This is a genomic window from Dietzia sp. SYD-A1, assembly GCF_015356725.1.
Lineage (GTDB): Bacteria > Actinomycetota > Actinomycetes > Mycobacteriales > Mycobacteriaceae > Dietzia.
On the sequence record NZ_JADDKI010000001.1, the window covers coordinates 1 to 24,763 of the forward strand.

A 24,763-nucleotide genomic window follows, 5' to 3' on the forward strand; every position below is an offset into this window, starting at 1 on the left:
CTGACGGCGGCGGCGCCCCCGTCGCGCGGTGCCCTAACCGGCCGTCGTCGCCACGTCCGGGCGACGTGCCGTCACGGTCTCGTAGTCGGACGTGTCCGCGGTCCGGGTCCGCCGCTGGTACTCGTGGACCAGTCCGGGCCAGTTGGTGGTGACCCGTCCCGAGCCGACCCGGTACCAGGAGTCGCATCCGCTCCAGACGGAGTCGTCGAGACGCCGCATGATCTCGGCGTCGTAGGCGTCGTCGACCTCCCGGCGGACCTCGAGGGCCGCCGGCCGATCCGCCTCGGCCAGTCCCTCGACGATCTGGCGGATGTAGCGGGCCTGCTGCTCCATCATGAGGATGATCGAACTGCTCCCGAGATTGGTGTTGGGGCCGTAGACGAGAAACATGTTGGGAAAACCCTGCACGGCCATCCCGAGGTAGGCGCGGGCGCCCTCACGCCACTGCTCGTGCAGGTCCCGTCCCCCTCGCCCTCGCACGGTCATGGGTGCCAGGAACTCGGTGGCCTTGAAACCGGTGCCGTAGATGATGACGTCGGCGGGGTGCAGCTGTCCGTCCACGGTGACGATGCCGTCGGGCACGACCTCGGCGATGCCGTCGGTCACCACGTCGACGTCCGGCTGGGCGAGCGCGGGGTACCACCCGTTGCTGAACAGCATCCGCTTACACCCGATCGGCTCGGTCGGGGTGAGCGCGGCTCGCAACGCGGGATCCCTGACGGTCAGCCTGAGATTGGCTCTGGCCAGCCCGCTCAGGATCCGGGCCAGCGGCCGCGCGGAGGTCAGGGCCAGGCCGATCGCCTCGGTGGTCTCCCAGATGGCGCCGCGCATCGCGGGGATCAGGCCGGGAACCCGGGCGAAGGCGGCACGGTGGGTGTCGGTGTAGGCCCGGTCCGGCTTGGGCACCACCCACGGCGCCGAGCGCTGGAAGACCGTCACATGGGAGGCGGCCTCGCGGATGCGGGGGACGAACTGGATCGCCGAGGCCCCGGTCCCGAGAACGGCGATCCGCTTGCCGGTGAGGTCGACGTCGTGACGCCACCGAGCGGAGTGGAATGACGGCCCCGCGAACGTCTGGAGCCCCGGGATGTCCGGGTAGGCCGGCCGGGACAGCTGGCCGACGGCCGGAACCAGGACGTCGGCCTCGAAGGTGTCGCCGGAGTCGGTGAGGACCGTCCACGTGGCGGTGTCCTCGTCGAAGGTCGCCGAGGTCACCTCGGTCCCCGTGCGCACCTTGTCACGGAGACCGAACCGGTCCGCGGTCTCACGGATGTAGGAGAGGATGTCGGGTTGCTCCGCGTAGCGACGGCCCCAGTCCGTCTTGCGGTGGAACGAGTACGAGTAGAGGTTCGACGGCACGTCACACGCCGCTCCCGGGTAGGTGTTGTCCCTCCACACCCCGCCCACGTCGTCGGCCTTCTCGAGGATCGTCACGTCGGCGAGGTCGCCACGGGTGAGTTCGTAGGCGACACCCAGGCCGCCGAATCCCGCGCCGATGATGAGGACCCGGGGTCGCCGTCGCGTGGTCTGCGTGGGGGAGGGGGAAGGAGTCATGATGAGACCGTATGACGCCGGCCCGGCGTGGCCACAGACTTTCCCGGCCTGATAATCCATAATTCCGGCCATGAACTCCTGGGAGGATCCCGCCGTGCCGCACTGGGACTTTCCCCGATCGGCCACCGGTATCGGTGTACTCGTCGAGGCGGGCGGCGCTCTCGGCATCGAGGCGGGGGCGATCCTGCGCGGGGTCGGGCTGAGCCCCACTGACCTGGCGAACCCCGACCTGCTGGTGGCGCCGCAGAGCGAGCTGGCCGCGATCCGCAACCTCCGGACGGCCGCGGGACACCGTCCCGCGCTCGCCGCCGAGGTCGGGTCCGCCTACCGGTTGACGACCTTCGGGATCCTCGGATACGCCCTGCTGTCCAGCCCCACACTCCGCGAGGTGATCGCCACGACACTGCGCTTCATCGACCTGAGCTACATCTTCAGCACGATCGCGGTGGAGACGACCGGGGACCGGATCGAGGCCCGCCTGGGGGGCGCGACCCTTCCGGGGGACGTCCGCGAGTTCCTGGTGGACAGGGATCTCTTCGCGATCCACTCCGTTCTCGGCGACCTCGTCCCCGGCGGCCTGCCTTTCACCGAGGTCGTGTTCCGCGGTGGCCGATCCGCGCCCACCCTCGAGGCTTACGGTGAACGACTGGGGCCGGTGGCGTCGTCGTCCGAGGGCGGGGTCGGGGTCACGGCCGTATTCGACGCCGCCCACCTCGACAGTCCGCTCCCCCAGGGCAGTACCGCCACGGTGGCGGTGGCGGAGGCGCTCTGCAGAGACCTCGCCGCCACCCGACGAAACCGCGGGCCGGTGAGCAGCCGGGTCCGCGTCGCCATCACCGGACGTCTCTCCCAGGGGGCACCCATGTCGTCGGTGGCCGCCGAACTGGGGGTGAGTCCACGGACGTTGCGGAGGCGTCTAGCGGAGGAGGGCACCTCCTACCAACGCCTGCTGGACGACGTCCGGGTCGAGTTGGCAGACCGCATGTTGGCTACCGGTCTGCTGTCCGTCGAGGACGTCGCCATCCGGTTGGGATATGCCGAGGCGTCGAGCTTCATCCACGCGTTCCGGCGACTCACCGGTACCACCCCGCACCGGGCCTCGGTCGCCTCGCGCACCCGGACGCCGGCGGCCCGGCGGGCCTGATGTGCCGGGTGGGACCCGGACGTGGGATGATCGGCGACGTGCTGAAGTGGACCACCGCCGGAGAATCGCATGGCCAGGCCCTGGTGACGATCGTCGAGGGCGTCATCGCGGGTGTCAAGGTGACGACCGACCAGATCGCGGCGCAGCTCGCCCGTCGCCGCCTGGGCTACGGCCGCGGCGCCCGGATGAAGTTCGAGGCCGACGCGGTCAGGGTGCTGGCCGGCGTCCGCCACGGTCGCACCATGGGCTCGCCCGTGGCGATCGAGGTCGGGAACACCGAGTGGCCCAAGTGGGACACGATCATGTCGGCGGATCCCATCGACCCCGATGCGATCGAGGACAAGGCCCGCGCGGCCACCCTCACCAGACCTCGCCCGGGCCACGCCGACTTCGCCGGGATGGTGAAGTACGACTTCGACGACGCCCGCATGGTTCTGGAACGCGCCAGCGCACGCGAGACCGCGGCCAGGGTCGCGGCGGGGACGGTCGCGCGGGCGGTGCTGCGTGAGGTCCTGGGCGTGGAGGTCCTCTCGCACGTGATCTCCATCGGCGCCTCCGATCCCTACACCGGGCCCGAACCCACGTTCGCCGACCTGCCGGTCATCGACGAGAGTCCCGTGCGTGCCTTCGACACCGCGAGCGGGGAATCCATGATCGCCGAGATCGAGGCCGCCAAGAAGGCCGGGGACACGCTCGGGGGCGTGGTCGAGGTGGTCGTCCACGGGCTGCCCATCGGACTCGGTTCGCACGTGTCCGGCGAGGAGCGCCTCGACGCCCAGCTTGCGGGAGCCCTCATGGGGATCCAGGCGATCAAGGGGGTCGAGGTCGGCGACGGTTTCGAGACCGCGCGTCGCCGGGGCAGCGTCGCGCACGACGAGATGGTGCGGGGCGACGACGGCGTGGAACGCCGTACCAACCGCGCGGGTGGACTCGAGGGCGGGATGACCAACGGGCAGGTCCTGCGGGTCCGCGCCGCCATGAAACCCATCTCCACGGTGCCGCGCGCGCTGAGCACCGTCGACATGGCGGACGGATCCGGCGCCACCGCCATCCACCAGCGCTCCGATGTCTGCGCGGTCCCCGCCGCCGGGGTGGTCGCGGAATCCATGGTCGCGCTGGTCCTCGCACGCTCTGTCCTGCAGAAGTTCGGCGGGGACTCGGTGTCGGAGACCCGGCGCAACGCGCAAGGGTACCTCGACGCCGTGGCGGCGAGACTGGACTGGGACTCGGATCCGGCATGAACCACCCGGCACGGCCGGTCGCCGTCCTGGTGGGTCCGCCGGGTGCCGGCAAGACGACCATCGGGCGCAAGCTGGCCCGCAGGCTCGACGTTCCGTTCCGTGATGCCGATCAGATGATCGAGGAGGCCGAGGGGCGGTCGATTCCCGAGATCTTCGCGGAGGAGGGTGAACCCGCGTTCCGCGCGATCGAGGAGAGGGTCGTGGGGGAGGCGCTGGAGACCTTCAGCGGGGTCCTCTCGCTGGGGGGCGGTGCCGTGCTGTCGGCGACCACCCGCGGCCGGCTCCGCGGTCACCGCGTGATCCATCTGACGATCGGGGTGGCCGAGGGGGTGCGCAGGTCCCGGGGCGCCGGTCGCCCACTCCTCGCCGGCGGTGACGTGACGGCGCGGTACCAGGCGTTGTTGACCGAGCGGGCGCCGCTCTACCGGGAGGTCGCGTGGTCGACCGTGAGCACCGAGCGCAGGAGTTCGGGCAAGGTGGTGACGGAGATCGTCGACAGACTCGAGTCCGGTGACCCGCACGCGCGCAGCGCGGCGGACCGATCGTGAGTCCGGCGAGAAGTGAGATCAGTCGAACGATGAGCGGGAGTCCTTCATGAACCGAGACCGAGACACCACCGAGCCCGTGGTGGTGGATGTGCGGTCCGCCGCCCCCTATCCGGTGGTGATCGGCCGCGGACTGTTGCCGGAGATCCTCGAGGCGTGCTCGGAGTCGCGGAACCTGGCGATATTCCATCAGCCGCCGTTGACGCAGACCGCCGAGTTGCTGCGGGAGCAACTCGCCGCCGCCGGCGTCAACGCGCACCGCGTCGAGATCCCCGACGCGGAGGCCGGCAAGGACCTCGCCGTGGCGGGGTACTGCTGGGACGTGCTCGGCAAGATCGGGCTGGGCCGCAAGGACACCGTGGTGAGCCTGGGTGGCGGGGCGGCGACGGACCTCGCCGGATTCGTCGCCGCCACCTGGATGCGCGGGGTGCGCGTGGTGCACATCCCCACCACGCTGCTCGCCATGGTGGACGCCGCCGTGGGGGGCAAGACCGGGATCAACACCGATGCAGGCAAGAACCTGGTGGGGAGCTTCCACGAACCGGCCGCCGTCTTCGTCGACACCGCCACCCTCGAATCGGTTCCGCGCAACGAGTTGATCTCGGGCATGGCGGAGGTGGTCAAGTGCGGTTTCATCGCGGACCCGGGGATCCTCGACCTCATTGAGGCGGACCCGCAGGCCGCGCTCGACCCGACCGGGGAGACGATCGTCGAACTCATCCGACGCAGTGTCCAGGTCAAGGCCGACGTGGTGGGCCGGGACCTGAAGGAGTCCGGTCCCCGGGAGATCCTCAACTACGGTCACACACTCGGGCACGCGGTCGAGCGCCGTGAGCAGTACCGCTGGCGGCACGGGGCGGCCGTGAGCGTGGGGATGTGCTTCGTGGCGGAGCTTGCCCGGCTGGCGGGGCGTCTGGACGACGCGACGGCGGACCGACACGCGTCGATCCTGTCCTCCCTGGGGTTGCCCACCGGATACCACGATGACGCCTTCCCCCGGCTGCTCGAGCTGATGTCCGGGGACAAGAAGAACCACTCCGGATTCCTCCGGTTGGTGGTCCTCGACGGACTGGCCCGTCCGGCACGGATGGAGGCTCCCGACCCGTCCCTCATGACCGCGGCCTACGCCGCGATCTCGGAGGGCAACAAGCCCAGCGGCGGCGGGGTGCTGCTGTGAGTGACCGGCTGGCGGAGCGTCGGCGCGCGGTCGCCTCCGCGACCGCGGAGGCGGGCGCTGCCGCACTCCTCGTGACCGACCCCCGGAACATCGCCTACCTGACCGGGTTCCGCGGATCCGGGGGGGCCGTTCTGGTGGAGGACGACGGCGAGGCCGTCCTGTGCACGGATTCGCGGTACGAACTCCAGGTCGTCGAGCAGGCCCCGGATGTCGGGCACGTGATCTCGCGCGAGTACGTCGCGGGGGTTCTCGGACGTCGACGCGGACCCGCCGACGCGCCGTTGGCGGTCGAGGCGGACGCGATGACCCTGTCCGCGGCGAGCGCGCTGCGGCGGGTGCTCGCCGACCTCGGAGCCGCGGACGCGCCGCTCGTCGAGACCAGTGGCGTGGTGGAGCGGGTGAGGAGGACGAAGGACAGTGTCGAGATCGGTCTCATCGAGCGTGCCTGCCGGGTCGTCGACGACGCCTGGACCCATGTGCTCGCCCACGGCGTACTCGCCCCGGGCCGCAGCGAGCGTGAGGTCGCAGCGGACCTCGAACACGCCATGCGACGGGCTGGTTCGGACGGCGTCGCGTTCGAGACCATCGTCGCCTCGGGTCCCAACGGGGCGTTCCCGCACCACGTCCCGGGGGACAGGCGGCTCGCCCCCGGCGATCTCGTGGTCGTCGATTTCGGTGCGACCGTCTCCGGCTACGCCTCGGACTGCACCCGCACGGTGGCGTTCGCGGGCGCCGCGGACAGGCTCCTCGACGCCTACGAGGTGGTCAGTCGCGCGCATCGCGCCGGTGTGTCCGCGGTTCGGGAGGGACTGGCCTGCGGGGAACTCGACGGCGTGAGCCGGGGCATCATCTCCGACGCGGGGTTCGGCGAGCACTTCGGCCATTCGCTGGGTCACGGCGTGGGACTGGATGTCCACGAAGCGCCCGCGGTGTCCACCAGGTCCGCGAGTACACTGTCCGACGGCGATGTGATCACCATCGAGCCGGGGATCTACCTCCCCGGGCTCGGCGGGATCCGAATCGAGGACACCGTGGCCGTCACCGGCGGGAGCGGTAGATCCCTGACCACCACGTCGACGGCGCTGACCGTGCTCTGAGCCGCCGTCCCACAGAACATCCGCGCGGCGCCGGTCCACTGCCGCCCGCCGACGACTCGCGAAGGAGAACCGACCATGGCGTCCACCGCCGATTTCAAGAACGGCCTCGTCCTCAAGGAGGAGGGGAACCTGTGGCAGATCCAGGAGTTCCAGCACGTCAAGCCGGGTAAGGGCCCCGCCTTCGTCCGCACGAAGATCAAGAACGTCGTTTCCGGCAAGATCGTCGACAAGACCTACAACGCCGGGGTCAAGGTGGAGACCGCGACGGTGGACCGCCGCGACATGACCTTCCTGTACCGCGACGGGGAGGACTACGTCCTCATGGACGAGAAGGACTTCGAGCAGATCAACGTCTCGCCCGCCGTGATGGGGGACGGTGCCCGCTTCCTCCTGGAGAACACCAGCGTCCAGGTCTCGATGCACGAGGGCGTGCCGCTGTTCGCCGAGATGCCCGTCGCGGTGGACCTGGTGGTCCAGCACACCGATCCGGGTCTCCAGGGTGACCGGTCGACCGGCGGCACCAAGCCCGCCACACTCGAGACCGGTGCCGAGGTCCACGTCCCGCTGTTCATCAACACGGGCGACAAGCTCCGCATCGACACCCGCGACGGCCGGTACCTCAGCCGGGTGAACGACTGACCATGGCGGACGAGGCAGATCACCGGCGCCGGGGATCGAGATTCCGTGCGCGCAAGCGAGCGGTGGCCCTGCTGTTCGAGGCGGAACTCCGCGACGCCGATGTGGTGGCACTCGCGGAGGAGCGCCGGCGGATGGGCGAGGAGTCGCAGGAGTTCCACGACGTGGCGTCGTACACCATGGAGATCGTCACGGGCGTGGCGCAGCGGCTGGACCGTCTCGACTCGATGATCTCCGAGCACCTGCGGGACTGGACCCTCGAGCGCCTGCCGGCCGTGGACCGGGCGGTGCTGCGGGCGGGAGCGTGGGAGCTGCTGTTCGGGACCGAGGACGTGGACGCGGCGATCGTGATCGACCAGTCCGTGCTGCTGATCTCGGACCTGTCGGCCGAGAAGTCGGTTCCCTACGTCAACGCCGTCCTCGACCGCGTCGCCGGTCTCGCCGAGCACATCCGGGCCGCCGAACGCGCGGTGTCCTCGCTCGATCCGGCGCCGACCGCGCACGTGTCGGAGCCCACCCCCGACCCGCCGGGGCCGGGGGCCGGGGACTGATAGGGTTCAACCCGAAAGCTATCCCTTTAACGAGCCGTCCAGAGAGGCGGACAAGGAGGTGGTGATCGGTGAGTACTGACGGTCCGGAGTCGACCTCGGTTTCACTCTTCACGTCTGACGACGTCGCCAGGACGGTGTCCCGACTGGCCCATCAGATCATCGAACGCACGGCCGCGGACTCCCCGGATTCGGGTCCCGTCGTCCTGCTCGGTATCCCGACCCGCGGGGTGCCCCTCGCCCATCGGCTGGCCGAGCGCATCCGCGAGTTCAGCGGAGCCGCGGTGCACGCCGGCTCGTTGGACGTCACCCTGTACCGGGACGACCTCGCCGGGGGACCGCACCGCCCCATGAGCCCCACCACGGTCCCGCCGGACGGGGTCGACGGGGCGACCGTGATCCTGGTCGACGACGTCCTGTTCTCCGGCCGCACCATCCGGGCGGCGTTCGACGCGCTCCGAGACCTCGGGCGGCCCGCGCGCGTCCAACTCGCCGTCCTGGTCGACCGCGGGCACCGAGAACTGCCGATCCGTGCCGACTACGTGGGCAAGAACGTCCCCACCTCGCGTGAGGAGGGCGTCTCCGTCCGACTCGTGGAGACGGACGGGGTCGACACTGTGGTCCTGCGTCGGCCGACTCCGGAGGACACCCTGTGAAGCATCTCCTCTCCGCCGCCGATCTCGACCGCGACGCGGCGCTGTCGATCCTCGACGAGGCGGACCGTCTCAAGGAGGCGCTCCTCGGCCGCGAGGTGCGCAAGCTCCCGACCCTCCGGGGCAAGACCGTGCTGACCGTCTTCTACGAGAACTCCACGCGGACCCGGGTCTCCTTCGAGACTGCCGGAAAGTGGATGAGTGCCGACGTGATCAACGTCTCCGCGAGCGCCTCCTCGGTGCAGAAGGGCGAATCCCTCCGTGACACCGCCATGACGCTGACCGCCGTAGGGGCCGACGCGCTCATCGTCCGCCATCCGGCCTCGGGATCGGCCCTCCAGATCGCCGGGTGGGTGGCCCCCGGAGGCGCCGGCCCCTCGGTCATCAACGCCGGTGACGGGATGCACGAGCACCCGACCCAGGCTCTGCTCGACGCGATGACCATCCGGGAACGTCTGGGGGGGATCGAGGGCCGCCGCGTGGTGATCGTCGGCGACATCCTGCACTCCCGGGTCGCGCGGTCGAATGCGCTGCTGTTGTCGACCCTCGGCGCCGAGGTCGTACTGGTCGCCCCGCCCACCCTGCTCCCGGTGGGCGTCGGACACTGGCCGGTCAGGGTGTCCACCGACCTCGACGACGAACTGCCTGGCGCGGACGCGGTGATGATGCTGCGCGTGCAGGCCGAACGGATGAACGGCGGCTTCTTCCCGTCCGCCCGCGAGTACGCGGTGCGCTACGGCCTGGGACCCGCCCGCGCGGCCCGGTTGCGCGAGAACGCGGTCGTCCTCCATCCCGGCCCGATGGTCCGGGGGATGGAGATCGGCTTCGACACGGCCGACGCGCCGTCCGCGGCGATCCTCCAACAGGTCACCAACGGAGTCCACGTGCGGATGTCGATACTGCTCCACACCCTCGTCGGAACGGAAGGAAACCCCGAGTGAACGCCCACCACCACCCGACCCTGTTACTGCGCCGGGTCCGGCCCTACGGGGAGGGCGACCCCGTCGACGTGCTGGTCAGGGACGGGCTCGTCGCCGCGATCGGGCCCGACGCCGGCGCCGACCTGCCCGGTGACGCGGAGATCCACGACCTGGGCGGCGCCGTCCTGCTGCCCGGGTTCGTCGACCTCCACACCCACCTCCGCGAACCCGGACGCGAGGACACCGAGACCGTCGCCACCGGGTCGGCAGCCGCGGCGCGAGGCGGATACACCGCTGTGTTCGCCATGGCCAACACGCAGCCGCCGCAGGACAACCAGACGGTGACCGACTCCGTGTGGCGGATCGGCCGGTCCGTGGGGCTGTGCGATGTCCACCCGGTGGGAGCGGTCACCGTCGGCCTCAAGGGGGAGCAGCTCACCGAGATGGGCCAGATGGCCGCGGGCGAGGCCGGAGTCCGGATCTTCTCCGACGACGGCATGTGCGTCTACGACCCGCTGGTGATGCGCCGCGCCCTCGAATACTCGGCGGGCCTCGGCGTGCTGATCGCGCAGCACGCCGAGGAGCCGCGCCTGACCAAGGGTGCGGTGGCACACGAGGGACCCACGGCCGCCCGCCTCGGGCTGACCGGCTGGCCGCGTTCGGCGGAGGAGTCGATCGTCGCGCGCGACGCGATACTGGCCCGGGACGCCGGCGCGCGCGTCCACATCTGCCACGCCTCCACCACGGGGACGGTCGAGCTGCTGAGGTGGGCGAAGGCACAGGGGATCTCGATCACCGCGGAGGTCACCCCCCATCACCTGCTGCTCGACGACACGAGACTCGAGTCCTACGACGGGGTCTACCGGGTCAACCCGCCTCTCCGCGAAGCCCACGACACCCTCGCCCTGCGTGACGCGCTCGTGTCCGGCGTGATCGACTGCGTCGCCACGGACCACGCCCCCCACGCCGCCCAGGAGAAGTGCTGCGAGTTCGCGGCCGCCCGCCCGGGCATGCTCGGGTTGGAGACGGCGTTGCCCATCGTGGCGGCCCTGCTGGTCGAGTCGGGGGAGATGACCTGGCGCGATCTGGCCCGCGTGATGAGCTCGCGCCCCGCCGAGATCGCCGGTCTCCCGGACCAGGGGCGGCCGATCGCGGTGGGGGAGCCCGCGAACCTCGCCGCCGTGGATCCCGACTCCCCGTGGACCGTCGTGGGGGAAGAACTCGCAAGTCTGTCCGCCAACACCCCGTATGAGGGGATGACGTTCGCGGCGCGGGTCGTGGCCACCGTGTACCGGGGTCGCATGACCAACCGCGACGGAGAGGTACTCGCATGACACAGGACATCTGGACCCTGATCATCGTCATCCTGGTCTTCCTGGGCGTACTCGGGTTGATGATCCGGGGGTGGCGCAACCGGACGCGATCCCAGGCAGGCCTGTTCGACGCCCTGCCCGAGGCGCCGGCCGAGACCGGTGATGTCATCCTGGGCCCGCTGACCGGCGTGTACATCGGGAGCACCGTGGCGGGGGACTGGCAGGCACGCATCGCCCGCGCGCCGCTCGGTCACCGATCGGCCGGAACCCTCACCGCGTTCACCGGTGGGCTGCGGCTCGACCTCGCCGACGCAACCGTCTGGATCCCCCGATCCGACCTCCAGACCGTCCGACGCGCCTCGGCGCTCGCCAACAAGACCGTGCCGGGCGGTGGGATCCTCGTCGCCCGGTGGCAGGTCGCAGGCCCGGACGGCACCACTCTGATCGACTCCGGTTTCCGGGCCGACGACAAGGACACGTACCCCCGCTGGGAGGAGCTGCGCGGAGACGCCGCTCCGACCCCCCGGCCGGACACTCCCAGCTCCACCACCGAGGAGAACAAGTGACACCGCACCAAGGAACCACCGTCGCACCGGGGGGTCGCCACCCCGCCGCGCTCGTCCTCGAGGACGGTCGCATCCACCGAGGAACCGCGTTCGGGGCGACCGGGACGACGCTCGGCGAGGCCGTGTTCACGACCGGCATGTCCGGCTACCAGGAGACCCTGACCGACCCGTCCTATCACCGCCAGATCGTCGTCAGCACCGCTCCGCAGATCGGTAACACCGGATGGAACGACGAGGACGGTGAGTCGCTCCTGGACGGCAGGAACGGCGGCGGTCGGATCTGGGTGGCGGGCCTTGTCATCCGTGACCTGTCACGGCGGGCCTCCAACCACCGGTCCGAGCGCACGCTCGAGGACGAGATGCTCGCCCAGGGCATCGTGGGGATCGCCGACGTGGACACCCGGGCGGTCGTCCGCCACATCCGGGAGCTCGGGGCCATGAAGGCCGGCATCTTCTCCGGTGACGCCGTGGTGGACGACGAGTCGATGCTCGCGATCGTCCGCGATCAGGAGCCCATGGCCGGGGCCTCCCTCGCCGGGGAGGTCTCGACGGACACGCCCTACGTCGTCGAGCCCGAAGGCCGGGTGCGCCACTCGGTGGCCGCGCTCGACCTGGGGATCAAGACCAACACCCCCCGCATGCTCACCGCACGCGGCGTGCGGGTGCACGTCCTGCCCTCCGACTCGACCCTGCAGGACGTCCTCGATCTCGACGTGGACGGGGTCTTCCTGTCCAACGGGCCGGGAGATCCGGCCACCGCCGACGCCGCGGTTCACCTGACCAAGGAGGTCCTGAGCCAGGGGATCCCGTTCTTCGGGATCTGTTTCGGCAACCAGATCCTGGGCAGGGCGCTCGGACTCGAGACCTACAAGATGAGGTTCGGCCACCGCGGCATCAACATCCCGGTGGTGGAGAAGGCCACGGGGACGGTCGCCATCACGTCCCAGAACCACGGGTTCGCCCTGCGTGCGCCGGAGACCGAGACCTGGGAGACACCCTGGGGCACGGCCACGGTCACGCACGTGTGCGCGAACGACGGGTCCGTCGAGGGCGTCGCCCTCACCGACGGCTCGGCGTTCTCCGTCCAGTACCACCCCGAGGCCGCGGCAGGTCCCCGCGACGCCGCCGATCTCTTCGACCGCTTCGTCAGCCTGCTCGACTCAGCGTCGGGCGACGCCGCCGACGGTTCCGCAGACTCCAGAAAGGGCTCGAACTGATGCCCCGCCGCACAGACATCAACCACGTCCTCGTCATCGGTTCCGGACCGATCGTCATCGGCCAGGCGTGTGAGTTCGACTACTCCGGGACGCAGGCGTGCCGAGTGCTCCGTGCCGAGGGCCTGCGGGTCACGCTCGTCAACTCCAACCCGGCGACGATCATGACCGACCCCGAGTTCGCGGACAGCACCTACATCGAGCCGATCACGCCCGAGTACATCGACAAGATCTTCACCAAGGAGGCGGCCGACGGGCACCCCGTCGACGCGGTGTTGGCGACCCTCGGGGGTCAGACCGCGCTCAACGCCGCCATGCAGCTCGATGCCCAGGGGATACTCGCCAAGCACGGCGTGGAACTGATCGGCGCCGACATCCCCGCCATCAACCGCGGCGAGGACCGGCAGACCTTCAAGGACATCGTCGCGAGTGTGGGCGGTGACTCCGCGCGCAGCGCCGTGTGCCACACCATGGAGGAGGTCCACGCGACCGTCGCCGAACTCGGTCTGCCCGTCGTGGTCCGACCGTCGTTCACCATGGGCGGGCTCGGCTCCGGCCTGGCCTACACCACCGAGGATCTCGAGCGGATCGCCGGCGGCGGCCTGTCCGCCTCGCCCACGGCGAACGTCCTCATCGAGGAGTCGATCCTCGGGTGGAAGGAGTTCGAACTCGAGCTCATGCGGGACAACAAGGACAACGTCGTCGTGGTGTGCTCCATCGAGAACGTCGACGCCCTCGGGGTCCACACCGGCGACTCGGTCACCGTCGCGCCGTCCATGACGTTGACCGATCGCGAGTATCAGGACATGCGCGACATCGGGATCGCGATCCTCCGCGCCGTCGGCGTCGACACCGGGGGATGCAACATCCAGTTCGCCATCAACCCCGTGGACGGCCGGCTCGTCGTGATCGAGATGAACCCGCGCGTCTCCCGGTCCTCGGCCCTGGCCTCCAAGGCCACCGGCTTCCCCATCGCCAAGATCGCCGCCCGCCTCGCCATCGGGTACTCGCTCGACGAGATCACCAACGACATCACCGGTGAGACCCCGGCGTGCTTCGAACCGACCCTCGACTACGTGGTGGTCAAGGCTCCGCGGTTCGCCTTCGAGAAGTTCCCCGGCGCGGACGACACCCTCACCACCACCATGAAGTCGGTGGGCGAGGCGATGAGCCTGGGCCGCAACTTCCGCGAGGCGCTCGGCAAGGTGATGCGGTCCCTGGAGACCAAGGCCGCCGGCTTCTGGACGCTGCCCGACGAGACGATCGCGCCCGGCCGGTCGACCGACGTCGACGCCGTCCTCGCCGACCTGGTGCGCCCGACCGAGGGCCGCATCTACGACGTCGAACTCGCGCTGCGCCTCGGCGCGACCGTCGAACAGGTCCACGAGGCATCGGGACTCGACCCGTGGTTCCTCGAGGAGATCTCCGCCCTTGTCGAGCTCCGTCAGGAGATCGTCGACGCGCCCGTGGTCGATGCCGCGCTCCTGCGGCGCGCGAAGCACAACGGACTGTCCGACGCCCAGATCGCGGCCCTGCGGCCGGAGTTCGCCGGCCCCGAGGGCGTACGGCGCCTGCGTCACCGACTCGCGGTGCGGCCCGTGTACAAGACGGTCGACACCTGTGCCGCGGAGTTCGAGGCCAAGACCCCGTACCACTACTCGACCTACGAACTCGACCCCGCCGCCGAGTCCGAGGTCGCGCCGCAGACCGAGCGCGAGAAGGTCATCATCCTGGGCTCGGGACCCAACCGGATCGGCCAGGGCATCGAGTTCGACTACTCCTGCGTGCACGCCGCGCTCACCCTGTCCGAGGCCGGGTACGAGACGGTCATGGTCAACTGCAACCCCGAGACGGTCTCGACCGACTACGACACCGCCGACCGCCTGTACTTCGAGCCGCTGACGTTCGAGGACGTCATGGAGGTCTACCACGCCGAGACCGAGTCGGGCACCGTCGCCGGTGTCCTGGTCCAACTCGGTGGCCAGACCCCGCTGGGCCTGGCGGCGCAGCTCGAGGAGGCCGGTGTCCCCATCGTGGGCACCAGCCCCTCGGCGATCGACCTGGCGGAGGACCGCCGAGAGTTCGGCGAGGTCCTCGTCAGGGCCGGTCTGCCCGCACCCGCGTTCGGCACCGCCATCAACGCCACGGAGGCCACGGAGATCGCGGCCCGGATCGGGTACCCCGTCCTCGTGCGCCCCTCGTATGTCCTGGGTGGACGGGGGATGGAGATCGTCTATGACGAGGACTCACTGCGGTCGTACATCGATCGTGCCACCGAGATCAGCCCGGATCGTCCCGTCCTGGTCGACCGCTTCCTCGATGACGCGGTCGAGATCGACGTGGACGTGCTGTGCGACGGCACCGAGGTCTACCTGGGTGGCGTCATGGAACACATCGAGGAGGCCGGTATCCACTCCGGCGACTCCGCCTGCGCGCTCCCGCCCATCACCCTGGGGCAGGACGACATCGATCGCGTGCGCCGTTCCAGTGAGGCGTTGGCGTTCGGGATCGGCGTCAAGGGACTGCTCAACGTGCAGTACGCGATCAAGGACGACGTGCTGTACGTCCTGGAGGCCAATCCCCGGGCCAGTCGCACGGTGCCGTTCGTCTCCAAGGCGACCGGCGTGCACCTCGCCAAGGCGTGCGCCCGCATCATGATGGGCGAGACGATCGCCGAGCTCAAGGCCGAAGGCCTCCTGCCGTCCGACCGGGACGGCGGATCGCTCCCGGCGGACGCGCCCGTCGCGGTCAAGGAAGCGGTCCTCCCGTTCAACCGCTTCCGCACACCCGAGGGCAACCCCGTGGACTCACTGCTGAGTCCGGAGATGAAGTCGACCGGGGAGGTCATGGGCATCGGTCCCGACTTCGCCGTCGCCTTTGCCAAGGGCCAGCTCGCGGCCGAGGGGGTGCTCCCGACGTCCGGGACCGTGTTCGTCTCCGTCGCGAACAGGGACAAGCGCTCGATGGTGTTCCCGGCGCAACGGCTGGCCGCGCTCGGGTTCACCGTCCTGGCCACCGAGGGCACCGCGCTCATGCTCCGGCGGTACGGGATCGCCTGCGAGACCGTCGCGAAACTCACCGAGGCCGGGGGTGGGCCGGTCGACGACAAGGGTGACCCGGTCCGGACGATCGTCGACAGGATCCACGCGGACGAGGTCGACCTGATCCTGAACATCGCCTCCTCCACCGGGGGCACCAGGGCCGACGGACACGAGATCCGTTCGGCCGCGATCACCCGGCGGGTCCCGTGTGTCACCACGGTCCAGGGCGCGACCGCGGCGGTCCACGGTATCGAGGCGATCCGGCGCGGCGACGTCACCGTCAGCCCCCTGCAGGAGCTGCACAGCGGGTTCGCCGCCCGATGACCGACGGAACGTCCCGGGTCTCCTTCGGGGCGCGGCTCCACGGCGCGGTCCGGGCCCGGGGAAACCTCTGCGTGGGCATCGACCCGCACCCGGCTCTCCTCGATGCCTGGGGGCTGGGTGTTAACGCCGTGGGTGTCCGCGAGTTCTCCCGTCGATCGCTGGAGGCCTTCGGGGATCTCGTGCCGGCGATCAAACCCCAGGTGGCGTTCTTCGAGGAGCACGGATCCGGCGGGTTCGCGGTCCTCGAGGAGGTGCTGGCGTCGATCGTCGAGGCCGGAGCTCTGTCGATCGCGGACGCCAAGCGCGGGGACATCGGTTCGACGATGGCCGGGTACGCCCGGGCGTGGCTGGCGGAGGGCTCACCTCTGGCGTGTGACGCGCTCACGGTGTCCCCGTATCTCGGGGTGGCATCGCTCGACGCGGCCTTCGACGCCGCCACGGCGAACGACCGCGGGTTGTTCGTGTTGGCCCGCACCTCCAACCCGGAGGCGGTGGGACTGCAGGCGGCCACCGGGCCCTCCGGGACGGTCGCGCAGATGGTGGTGGACGAGGTGGGCCACCGGAACGCCGCGTCGGGGCCCGGGGCGCCGGGCTCGTTCGGTGTGGTGGTGGGCGCGACGGTCGCCGAGCCTCCGCGACTGGACGATCTCTCCGGTCCGGTTCTCATGCCGGGGGTGGGGGAGCAGGGGGGGACCGCCGAGGACGTCCGGAGGATCGCCGGACCCGCGTTGCCCCGCACCCTCGTCAACGTCTCCCGGCACGTCCTGCGTTCCGGTCCGGACGTCGGGGCGATGCGCGCGGTGGTCCGCGACCTGGCCGAGACCTACCGGTTCGCCGAATCCGACTGACTCGTCAGCCGTCCCAGCGGTCGGCTGGAGTCACAGGGGCCCCGTGTGCCGCGCTGATCCATGACGCGGTCGCGCGATTTCGGGCGGTTCGGTTCGCGGCGGCGGACCGCCGACGTTAGTCTTCTCCTCACCTCACACGTCAATGCGCAGTTCAGGCGGGGTGCCACGCCGGGCCCCGCGCGAGGACGAGGCCACTCGGCCGCGTACTGTTGCTGAGGTCATCAGGCCCGACGCCGTGCCGGTCTCCCGCGAGGGGGGGCGGACTCGCCCGGGTACGGTGAGCACGAGGGAGCGCCCGCTCCCGGACGCGCTCCGCAGCCCGCGGACGCGCCGGGGACGGTCACCGCACACCACACGTGGATGTCCTACGGTGGACACCCGCGTGAGTCATGAGACACACACGAACGAGACGGAGGAATTGTGGCCCTTCCCCAGTTGACCGATGAGCAGCGCGCCGCTGCTCTGGAGAAGGCGGCTGCCGCCCGTCGCGCCCGGGCTGAGCTCAAGGAGCGCCTGAAGCGTGGTGGCACCGACCTCAAGCAGGTGCTCAAGGATGCCGAGAGTGACGAGATCCTCGGCAAGATGAAGGTCTCGGCGCTGCTCGAGGCCCTGCCCAAGGTCGGCAAGGTCAAGGCGCAGGAGATCATGACCGAGCTGGAGATCGCACCGACGCGTCGCCTGCGTGGTCTCGGAGATCGCCAGCGCCGCGCACTGCTCGAGCGGTTCGACTTCACGGTCGACTGATCGACGCATGAACACACCGTCGTCCGGGGTCTCGTCCCCGGAAGCGGCGGCGAAGAGGGGCCGGCTGATCGTCTTGGCCGGCCCCTCCGCCGTCGGCAAGTCAACTGTCGTGGCGCGCCTCCGCGATCGCGTCCCGGACCTCTTCTTCAGCGTGTCGATGACCACCCGGGACCCCCGTCCCGGGGAGGTCGACGGTCGCGACTACCACTTCGTCAGCACGGAGGAGTTCCGTCGCGCCGTCGAACAGGGACGGATGCTCGAGTGGGCGGAGATCCACCGCGGTCTCCAGCTCTCGGGTACCCCCGCGGAGCCGGTTCGTCACGCCCTCGCGGAGGGGCGTCCGGTCCTCATCGAGGTCGACCTCGCCGGCGTCCGGCAGATCCGGGACTCCATTCCGGAGGGACGGACCGTGTTCCTGTCGCCCCCCTCGTGGGAGGAGCTCGAAGTCCGTCTGCGGGGCAGAGGTACCGAACCTCACGAGGTCGTCGCCCGCAGGCTCGAGACCGCCAAGGTCGAGATGGCCGCGCGGGACGAGTTCGACGAGGTCGTCGTCAACGACGAACTCGAGGCCGCGGTCGATGAGTTGGTATCATTGCTGGTCGGCCAAGACTGACGCCGAATCCGACGCCCGAGCACCACACAGGCCAGAGCACCACCCAGGCTGGACCCCAGAGGAGAACCCATAGTGGCCACCATCGAAGCAGCACCGGCAGCGCCGTTGTACGACACCCCGATCGGGATCACCAATCCGCCGATCGACGAGCTCCTCGAGCGGGCGTCCTCCAAGTACGCACTGGTGATCTTCGCCGCCAAGCGCGCACGTCAGATCAACTCGTACTACAACCAGATCGAGGAGGGCATCCTCGAGTACGTCGGCCCGCTGGTCGACCCGGCGCTCCACGAGAAGCCGCTGACCATCGCGCTGCGCGAGCTCCATTCCGACCTGCTCGACTGCGCCGAGGGAGAGTGACCCCTCCCGGGGGCGATGGGCGCCGTACCCGCGTCGTCGTCGGCGTCGGGGGCGGGATCGCCGCCTACAAGTCGTGTGGTCTGATCAGGCTCCTCACCGAGTCCGGGTGCCACGTCGACGTCGTCCCCACCGAGGCGGCCCTGAACTTCGTCGGGTCCGCCACCTTCGAGGCCCTGTCGGGCAACCCGGTCTCGACCGGTGTGTTCTCCGACGTACCCTCGGTCCGCCACGTCGCCCTCGGGCAGCGGGCGGACCTCGTCGTCGTCGCCCCCGCGACCGCGGACCTGCTCGCGCGGGTCGCGTCCGGGCGCGCGGACGATCTGCTCACCTCCACCCTGTTGACCGCGCGGTGTCCGGTCCTTCTCGCGCCGGCGATGCACACCGAGATGTGGGAACACCCGGCGACGAGGCGCAACGTCGCCACCCTCCGCACAGACGGCGTCCATGTGATGCCCCCCGCCTCCGGCCGACTCACCGGATCCGACACCGGCGCCGGCCGGCTCCCCGAACCCGCCGACATCGCCCGTCTGTCGAGACTGCTGCTCGACGGCGGGACCCTTCCGTGGGACCTGGCCGGGCGCCACGTCGTGGTGACGTCCGGCGGCACCCGTGAGGAGATCGATCCCGTCCGTTTCCTCGGCAATCGCAGTTCCGGGAAACAGGGACACGCCATCGCCGCGATCGCCGCGGCGCGGGGAGCCCGCGTCACCCTGGTGACCTCCTCCGATCTGCCGGTGCCGGCCGCCGTCGAGGCGATCCACATCGACTCGGCCCTCGAGATGCGGGACGCCACCCTCTCGGCCGCGGCCGACGCCGATGTGGTGATCAAGGCCGCGGCGGTGGCCGACTTCCGCCCGACCGACGTGTCGTCCTCCAAACTCAAGAAGGACAGCGGATCCGAACCGGCCCAGATCCGGTTGGAACGCAATCCGGACATCCTCGCCGGGCTCGTCGCGGCCCGCGCGTCCGGGGAGATCCCCGCGGGCTGCGTCCTGGTGGGGTTCGCCGCCGAGACCGGCGATTCCACGGGGTCCGTCCTCGACCACGGCCGGGCGAAGCTCGCCCGGAAGGGGTGCGACCTCCTCGTCGTCAACGAGGTCGGGCGGGGCACCACCTTCGGACAGGACGTGAACGGCGGCTGGATCCTCGACGCCGCGGGCGGGGAGGTGTCGGTGGACAGGGCGAGCAAGGATCTGCTGGCCGGGCGGATCCTCGACGCGGTGGTGTCCGTGACCGAGTCACCATCCGCGCGGACCACCACGGACTGCACCGACTAGTCTGACCCCACGCGATCGACCGATCACACGCACCCGGCACCAGGAAGAGAGAACCACTGTGACGCAGGCACGTCGGCTGTTCACCAGCGAGTCCGTGACCGAGGGGCATCCGGACAAGATCTGTGACGCGATCTCCGATGCCATCCTGGACGCGATGCTGACGCAGGACCCCGAGGCCCGCGTCGCCGTCGAGACGATGGTGACCACCGGGATGGTGCACGTGGCCGGTGAGGTCAAGACGACCGGGTACGTCGAGATCCCGCAGCTCATCCGCGAAAAGATCGTCGAGGTCGGTTACGACTCCTCCGACAAGGGCTTCGACGGAGTCTCCTGTGGTGTGTCGATCTCGATCGGACAGCAGTCCCCGGAGATCGCCCAGGGTGTGGACACCTCCCACGAGGCACGGACCTCCAGCGATCCGGTCGAGGACGCGATCGCCCGGCAGGGCGCCGGTGACCAGGGCCTGATGTTCGGTTACGCGTGCTCGGACACCCCGGAACTCATGCCGTTGCCCATCGCTCTGGCCCACCGCCTCTCGCGGCGGCTGACCGAGGTCCGCAAGGACGGCACGCTGGCGTACCTGCGCCCGGACGGCAAGACCCAGGTGACCATCGAGTACGACGGCGAACGCGCGGTCAGGCTGGACACGATCGTCATCTCCACGCAGCACGCACCCGAGATCGACCTGGAGACGACGCTGCGCGACGACCTCACCGAGCACGTCATCGGGCCGGTCCTCGCCGAGGCCGCGGCCGGTATCGAGACCGGCGACTTCCGCCTCCTGGTCAACCCGACGGGTCGGTTCGTCCTGGGCGGCCCGATGGGCGACGCCGGCCTGACCGGGCGCAAGATCATCGTGGACACCTACGGCGGGATGGCCCGTCACGGCGGCGGTGCGTTCTCCGGCAAGGACCCGTCGAAGGTCGACCGCTCCGCGGCGTACGCCATGCGGTGGGTCGCCAAGAACATCGTCGCGGCCGGGTTGGCCGAGCGTGTCGAGGTCCAGGTCGCGTACGCGATCGGCAAGGCCGCCCCGGTGGGGCTGTTCGTCGAGGCGTTCGGGACCGAGAAGGTCGACATCGCGGTCCTGCAGGAGGCGGTCTCCTCGGTGTTCGATCTGCGTCCCGGTGCGATCATCCGCGACCTCGACCTCAAGCGCCCGATCTACGCCGGGACGGCGGCCTACGGTCACTTCGGTCGGACCGACCTGGACCTGCCCTGGGAGAGGACCGACCGCGTCGACGAACTCAAGCAGGCCGTCGGGCGCTGACGACCGCCCCGGGTGTCGGATCGGGGTGCGAGGATCCGAGGCCGTGACCACGACTCGCCCGGCGGCCCGGGTCGCGGCGGCTGACGCCCCCGTGGCCCGGGTGCTTCCGCTGCTCGGAGTTCCGCACCTGGACAGGGAGTTCGACTACCTGGTCCCGGAATCCCTGGCCGATCAGGCGATCCCGGGGACGCGCGTCCGGGTGCGGTTCGCGGGCAGGCTCGTCGACGGGTTCCTCATCGAGCGCACGGACGAATCGGATCACGCCGGGGACCTGGCCTGGTTGGAGCGCGTGATCTCGCCGGAGCCCGTGCTGACGCCGCGGTTGCTCCGGCTCGTCGAGCTGGTCGCCCGGAGGTGGGTGGGCATGCGTTCGGACGTCCTCCGGCTGGCCGTCCCCCCGCGGCACGCGGCGGCCGAGAAATCTGTGCCCGACCCGCAGCCTCCGCTGGGGGTGACGGAGGGGCCGGTCGAGATACCCACCGGCTGGGCCGACCACCCGATGGTGGCCCGGTTCCTCGACGCGGCGACCGGTGGGGTCCCGGCGCGGGCCGTCTGGACCGTGCCACCGGGACGGGACTGGGCACGGGCGCTGGCCGCGCTGGCGGACTCCGTCAGGCGCAGGGGTCTGCAGGTGTTGCTGATCGTCCCGGACCAGCGGGACGTCGACCGGTTGACCGCCGAATGCCGGCAGGTCGTGGGCGGGGGTGCCGCCGGACGGGACCTGGTGGTCGACCTGTCGGCGGGTATCGGCCCCTCGGCCCGGTACCGACGGTGGTTGCGCGCCGTCCGGGGGCACGCGAGGATCGTCGTGGGGACGCGCAGCGCCGTGTTCGCGCCGCTCCCGGAGCCCGGCTTGATCGTGCTGCACGACGACGGTGACGATTCGTTCGTGGAGCCGCGGGCCCCCTATCCGCACACCAGGGAGGTGGCGGCGCAGCGCTCCGTGCTGGACGGCACCCCGTTGCTCCTGAGCTCGGTGGACCGGACCCCGGAGGTGGCCGAGTACGTGCGGTCGGGATGGGCACACGAGATCCGGCCCGTACCCGGCCTCGTCCGGGCTCTCGCCCCGCGCGTGGTCGCCTTCACGGACGCGGATCCGACCCAGGCCCGCGATGTGGCCGGCGGCCGGACCCGACTGCCTGCCGTGGCGGTGACGATGGCCCGGGAGGCCATCGACGTGGACGCGCCGGTGCTCGTGCAGGTGCCGAGGAAGGGGTACATCCCGACCCTGCTGTGCGGATCGTGTCGGACGCCGGCCCGGTGCCGCCGGTGCAACGGACCACTGCGTGCGGGGCGGATGGACGCGGTGCACGGGCCCGTGGATCTGGCCTGCGGCTGGTGCGGGGCCCCTGAGCCGGGCTTCCGGTGCGTGGCCTGTGGGTCCAGGGCCCTGCGCGCGGGGGTCGTGGGTACGGGGAGGACGGCGGAGGAACTCGGTCGGATGTTCCCCGGTGTCAGGATCCGTACGAGCGGGGGAGGGGAGATCATCGACACCGTGCCGGCGGCCCCCGCCATCATCGTGTCCACCCCCGGGGCCGAACCGGTCGCCGAGGGCGGGTACGGCGCGGCGTTGCTCCTGGACTCCTGGGCTCTTCTCGGACGACCCGACCTGCGGGCGGTCCAGAACGCTCTGCGGTTCTGGGTGGGTGCGGCCTCGCTCGTCCGGCCGGCCGCTGAGGGTGGTCGGGTGTTCCTGTCGGCGGATTCCGGGTCCCCGGTCGCGCAGGCTCTCGTGCGATGGGACCCCCAGGGGTGGGCCGCACGCGAACTCGCCGACCGTGCCGAGGTGGGGTTCCCGCCCGCGGTCCACATGGTGGCCGTGGACGGACCGGCCACGGCCCTGTCGGCCATCCTCGACGAACTCAGGCTCCCGGACGAGGTCGAGGTTCTCGGCCCGGTCGACCTCCCCCCGGGCGAGGAGTTGCCCGGTCACGACGGCGTGGACGACCCCGAGCGGATGTTGCTCCGCGTCCCGCCCGTCCTCCTCGCGGCGGTCTCCACGGAGCTGCGGGCGGTCGTGGTGGCGCGGTCCGGCCGCCGGAGCGCCGACCCCGTCCGGGTGCGACTCGATCCGGTCCACATCGGCTGAGCGGCCCGTGCGGTGGGTCGGCCCGCGAGCACCTAGAATGATCGTTCACCGTGTCCCCACCCGCGAGGAGTTCAGATCCGCATGGCCGTCCACCCCGTCCGGCTCTTCGGTGACCCCGTCCTGAGGACCCCGACCGATCCCGTCACCTCGTTCGACGACAGGCTGGCGCGCACCGTGGCCGACCTCATGGACACAGTCCGGCACGAGGAGGGAGCCGGGTTGGCGGCGCCGCAGATCGGTGTGTCCACCCGGGTGTTCGTCTACACCTGTGGTGGCCGGGAAGGCCACCTGGTCAATCCGGAGTGGGAACCGATCGGTGACGAGAAAACGAACGTCAACGAGGGTTGTCTGTCGATTCCCGGGATCTCGGAGCCCACTGAGCGTTACGCACGTGTCCTCGCGCGTGGCGTGGACGTCAAGGGGGACCCGGTGACCTTCGAGGCGGACGGGATCCTCGCCCGCGCGGTGCAGCACGAGACAGACCACCTCGACGGCATCCTGTTCCTTCAGCGTCTCACCCCGGACCGGCGTCGATCGGCGATGGCCGGGATCCGGGCCTCCGGGTGGTTCGGTAGCGACGCCATCAGCGACGGGGTCGTCTACGACCGGCTCGCCGACGCCATGGCGGTGAGGTGAGCCGTGCGTCTCGTCTTCGCCGGCACCCCGCAGGCGGCGGTCCCGTCACTCGAGGCACTCGTGAGCTGCGACCGTCACGAAGTGGTGGCGGTGGTCTCGCGGCCCGACGCCAGGACCGGTCGTGGCCGGAGTCTGTCCCGTAGTGCCGTGGCGGCTGTCGCCGACGACGCGGGCATCGAGGTCCTCACCCCGCCGAACGCGCGCGACCCGCAGTTCGCCGAGCGGCTCCGCGAACTCGCCCCCGACGCGGTCCCGGTGGTCGCCTACGGGCACCTGGTGCCGCGGCCCGTGCTGGACATCCCCACCCACGGGTGGGTGAACCTCCACTTCTCACTGTTGCCCGCGTGGCGGGGTGCCGCCCCGGTCAACGCCGCGATCGAGGCGGGAGACGAGGTGACCGGGGCCACGACCTTCCTGCTCGACGAGGGGATGGACACCGGTCCGGTCCTGGGGACGATGACCGAGGCGATACGGCCGCGCGACACCGCCGGCGACCTGCTCGGTCGCCTGTCGATGTCCGGCGCGGAGCTGCTCGTGGCCACCCTCGACGCCATCGAGGCGGGGGAGGCACGCGCAGTCCCGCAGCCGACGGACGGTATCTCGCGTGCAGGGAAGATCACCGTCGACGACGCGCGCGTGCGCTGGGCTGATCCGGCACTGGCGGTGGATCGTCACATCCGATCCGTGACCCCGGCCCCGGGAGCGTGGACGACGCTCGCCGGGGAACGGGTCAAGATCGGTGCCGCGACTCCGTCCGACGAGGGCACGACCGCCTTGACGCCCGGGCGGATCCGGCTCGACAAGCGGACTCTCCTCGTGGGCACGGCCACCTCTCCGATGGTGCTGGAGGCTGTTCAGCCACCCGGTAAGAAGATGATGAACGCGGTCGACTGGGCGCGCGGTGCCCGGCTCGACGCCGAGGCGGAGTTCGCATGAGCGCCGATGGCGGGCGGGGC

At 70.6% G+C, this 24,763-nt stretch carries 23 protein-coding genes; 22 read left to right on the plus strand and 1 reads right to left on the minus strand.

The genetic code is table 11. The annotated features are described in order from the left end of the window. Positions 1-33 precede the first annotated feature (33 nt). Positions 34-1,554, minus strand: a complete 1,521-nt coding sequence (locus IY392_RS00005; RefSeq protein ID WP_182612033.1) for an NAD(P)/FAD-dependent oxidoreductase — start codon at positions 1,552-1,554, stop codon at positions 34-36. A 70-nt stretch (positions 1,555-1,624) separates the two neighbouring features. On the opposite strand from IY392_RS00005, the gene IY392_RS00010 reads away from it, so the two are divergent. The 22 genes from IY392_RS00010 (at position 1,625) to fmt (ending at position 24,743) form a co-directional block, all read left to right on the plus strand. After that, a complete protein-coding gene (locus IY392_RS00010) occupies positions 1,625-2,698 on the plus strand; it encodes an AraC family transcriptional regulator (protein ID WP_107756536.1) in 1,074 nt (357 codons plus the stop codon). A gap of 38 nt (positions 2,699-2,736) precedes the next feature. Then, positions 2,737-3,939, plus strand: coding sequence for a chorismate synthase (gene aroC, locus IY392_RS00015; protein ID WP_309233957.1), 1,203 nt, complete (start codon positions 2,737-2,739; stop codon positions 3,937-3,939). Further along, positions 3,936-4,487, plus strand: a complete 552-nt coding sequence (locus IY392_RS00020; RefSeq protein WP_107756535.1) for a shikimate kinase — start codon at positions 3,936-3,938, stop codon at positions 4,485-4,487. The genes aroC and IY392_RS00020 overlap by 4 nt, the downstream gene beginning before the upstream one ends. A 46-nt stretch (positions 4,488-4,533) precedes the next feature. Then, positions 4,534-5,661 (plus strand): 3-dehydroquinate synthase, encoded by a 1,128-nt coding sequence (gene aroB / locus IY392_RS00025; RefSeq protein ID WP_107756534.1) that lies wholly within the window; start codon positions 4,534-4,536, stop codon positions 5,659-5,661. After that, complete coding sequence (locus IY392_RS00030; protein WP_194860200.1) at positions 5,658-6,758, plus strand: aminopeptidase P family protein; 1,101 nt, start codon at positions 5,658-5,660, stop codon at positions 6,756-6,758. Before aroB ends, IY392_RS00030 begins: the two co-directional genes overlap by 4 nt. 75 nt (positions 6,759-6,833) lie before the next feature. Beyond that, entirely contained in the window at positions 6,834-7,397 is a 564-nt protein-coding gene (gene efp / locus IY392_RS00035; protein ID WP_107756532.1) for an elongation factor P, read from the plus strand. A 2-nt stretch (positions 7,398-7,399) separates the two neighbouring features. After that, positions 7,400-7,945 (plus strand): transcription antitermination factor NusB, encoded by a 546-nt coding sequence (gene nusB, locus IY392_RS00040; protein ID WP_182612037.1) that lies wholly within the window; start codon positions 7,400-7,402, stop codon positions 7,943-7,945. 68 nt (positions 7,946-8,013) lie between these two features. Beyond that, positions 8,014-8,598 (plus strand): bifunctional pyr operon transcriptional regulator/uracil phosphoribosyltransferase PyrR, encoded by a 585-nt coding sequence (gene pyrR / locus IY392_RS00045; RefSeq protein WP_107756530.1) that lies wholly within the window; start codon positions 8,014-8,016, stop codon positions 8,596-8,598. Next, positions 8,595-9,536, plus strand: a complete 942-nt coding sequence (locus IY392_RS00050) for an aspartate carbamoyltransferase catalytic subunit (protein ID WP_107756529.1) — start codon at positions 8,595-8,597, stop codon at positions 9,534-9,536. Before pyrR ends, IY392_RS00050 begins: the two co-directional genes overlap by 4 nt. Next, positions 9,533-10,849, plus strand: a complete 1,317-nt coding sequence (locus IY392_RS00055) for a dihydroorotase (protein ID WP_107756528.1) — start codon at positions 9,533-9,535, stop codon at positions 10,847-10,849. The genes IY392_RS00050 and IY392_RS00055 overlap by 4 nt, the downstream gene beginning before the upstream one ends. Further along, positions 10,846-11,394 (plus strand): hypothetical protein, encoded by a 549-nt coding sequence (locus tag IY392_RS00060; RefSeq protein ID WP_182612041.1) that lies wholly within the window; start codon positions 10,846-10,848, stop codon positions 11,392-11,394. The genes IY392_RS00055 and IY392_RS00060 overlap by 4 nt, the downstream gene beginning before the upstream one ends. Then, entirely contained in the window at positions 11,391-12,611 is a 1,221-nt protein-coding gene (carA, locus tag IY392_RS00065; protein WP_194860201.1) for a glutamine-hydrolyzing carbamoyl-phosphate synthase small subunit, read from the plus strand. The genes IY392_RS00060 and carA overlap by 4 nt, the downstream gene beginning before the upstream one ends. Beyond that, entirely contained in the window at positions 12,611-15,973 is a 3,363-nt protein-coding gene (gene carB, locus IY392_RS00070; protein ID WP_107756526.1) for a carbamoyl-phosphate synthase large subunit, read from the plus strand. Before carA ends, carB begins: the two co-directional genes overlap by 1 nt. Further along, positions 15,970-16,821: an orotidine-5'-phosphate decarboxylase gene (pyrF, locus tag IY392_RS00075; protein ID WP_194860202.1), complete on the plus strand. Its 852-nt coding sequence runs from the start codon at positions 15,970-15,972 to the stop codon at positions 16,819-16,821. Before carB ends, pyrF begins: the two co-directional genes overlap by 4 nt. A 420-nt stretch (positions 16,822-17,241) precedes the next feature. Next, the gene (gene mihF, locus IY392_RS00080; RefSeq protein WP_007631925.1) at positions 17,242-17,565 is read left to right on the plus strand and encodes an integration host factor, actinobacterial type; all 324 of its coding nucleotides are present in this window, start codon (positions 17,242-17,244) and stop codon (positions 17,563-17,565) included. A 7-nt stretch (positions 17,566-17,572) separates the two neighbouring features. After that, positions 17,573-18,178, plus strand: a complete 606-nt coding sequence (gene gmk / locus IY392_RS00085) for a guanylate kinase (protein WP_107756524.1) — start codon at positions 17,573-17,575, stop codon at positions 18,176-18,178. A gap of 72 nt (positions 18,179-18,250) precedes the next feature. Continuing rightward, a complete protein-coding gene (gene rpoZ, locus IY392_RS00090; RefSeq protein ID WP_017836841.1) occupies positions 18,251-18,535 on the plus strand; it encodes a DNA-directed RNA polymerase subunit omega in 285 nt (94 codons plus the stop codon). Continuing rightward, a complete protein-coding gene (gene coaBC / locus IY392_RS00095; protein ID WP_194860203.1) occupies positions 18,532-19,812 on the plus strand; it encodes a bifunctional phosphopantothenoylcysteine decarboxylase/phosphopantothenate--cysteine ligase CoaBC in 1,281 nt (426 codons plus the stop codon). Before rpoZ ends, coaBC begins: the two co-directional genes overlap by 4 nt. 58 nt (positions 19,813-19,870) lie before the next feature. Continuing rightward, the gene (gene metK, locus IY392_RS00100) at positions 19,871-21,082 is read left to right on the plus strand and encodes a methionine adenosyltransferase (protein ID WP_107756522.1); all 1,212 of its coding nucleotides are present in this window, start codon (positions 19,871-19,873) and stop codon (positions 21,080-21,082) included. A gap of 43 nt (positions 21,083-21,125) precedes the next feature. Further along, positions 21,126-23,171 carry a primosomal protein N' gene (locus IY392_RS00105; protein WP_194860204.1) on the plus strand — a complete coding sequence of 682 codons (2,046 nt, stop codon included), beginning with the start codon at positions 21,126-21,128 and terminating at the stop codon, positions 23,169-23,171. An 81-nt stretch (positions 23,172-23,252) separates the two neighbouring features. Next, positions 23,253-23,807 carry a peptide deformylase gene (gene def, locus IY392_RS00110; protein WP_194860205.1) on the plus strand — a complete coding sequence of 185 codons (555 nt, stop codon included), beginning with the start codon at positions 23,253-23,255 and terminating at the stop codon, positions 23,805-23,807. A 3-nt stretch (positions 23,808-23,810) separates the two neighbouring features. Then, positions 23,811-24,743 carry a methionyl-tRNA formyltransferase gene (gene fmt / locus IY392_RS00115; protein WP_194860206.1) on the plus strand — a complete coding sequence of 311 codons (933 nt, stop codon included), beginning with the start codon at positions 23,811-23,813 and terminating at the stop codon, positions 24,741-24,743. Positions 24,744-24,763 lie beyond the last annotated feature (20 nt).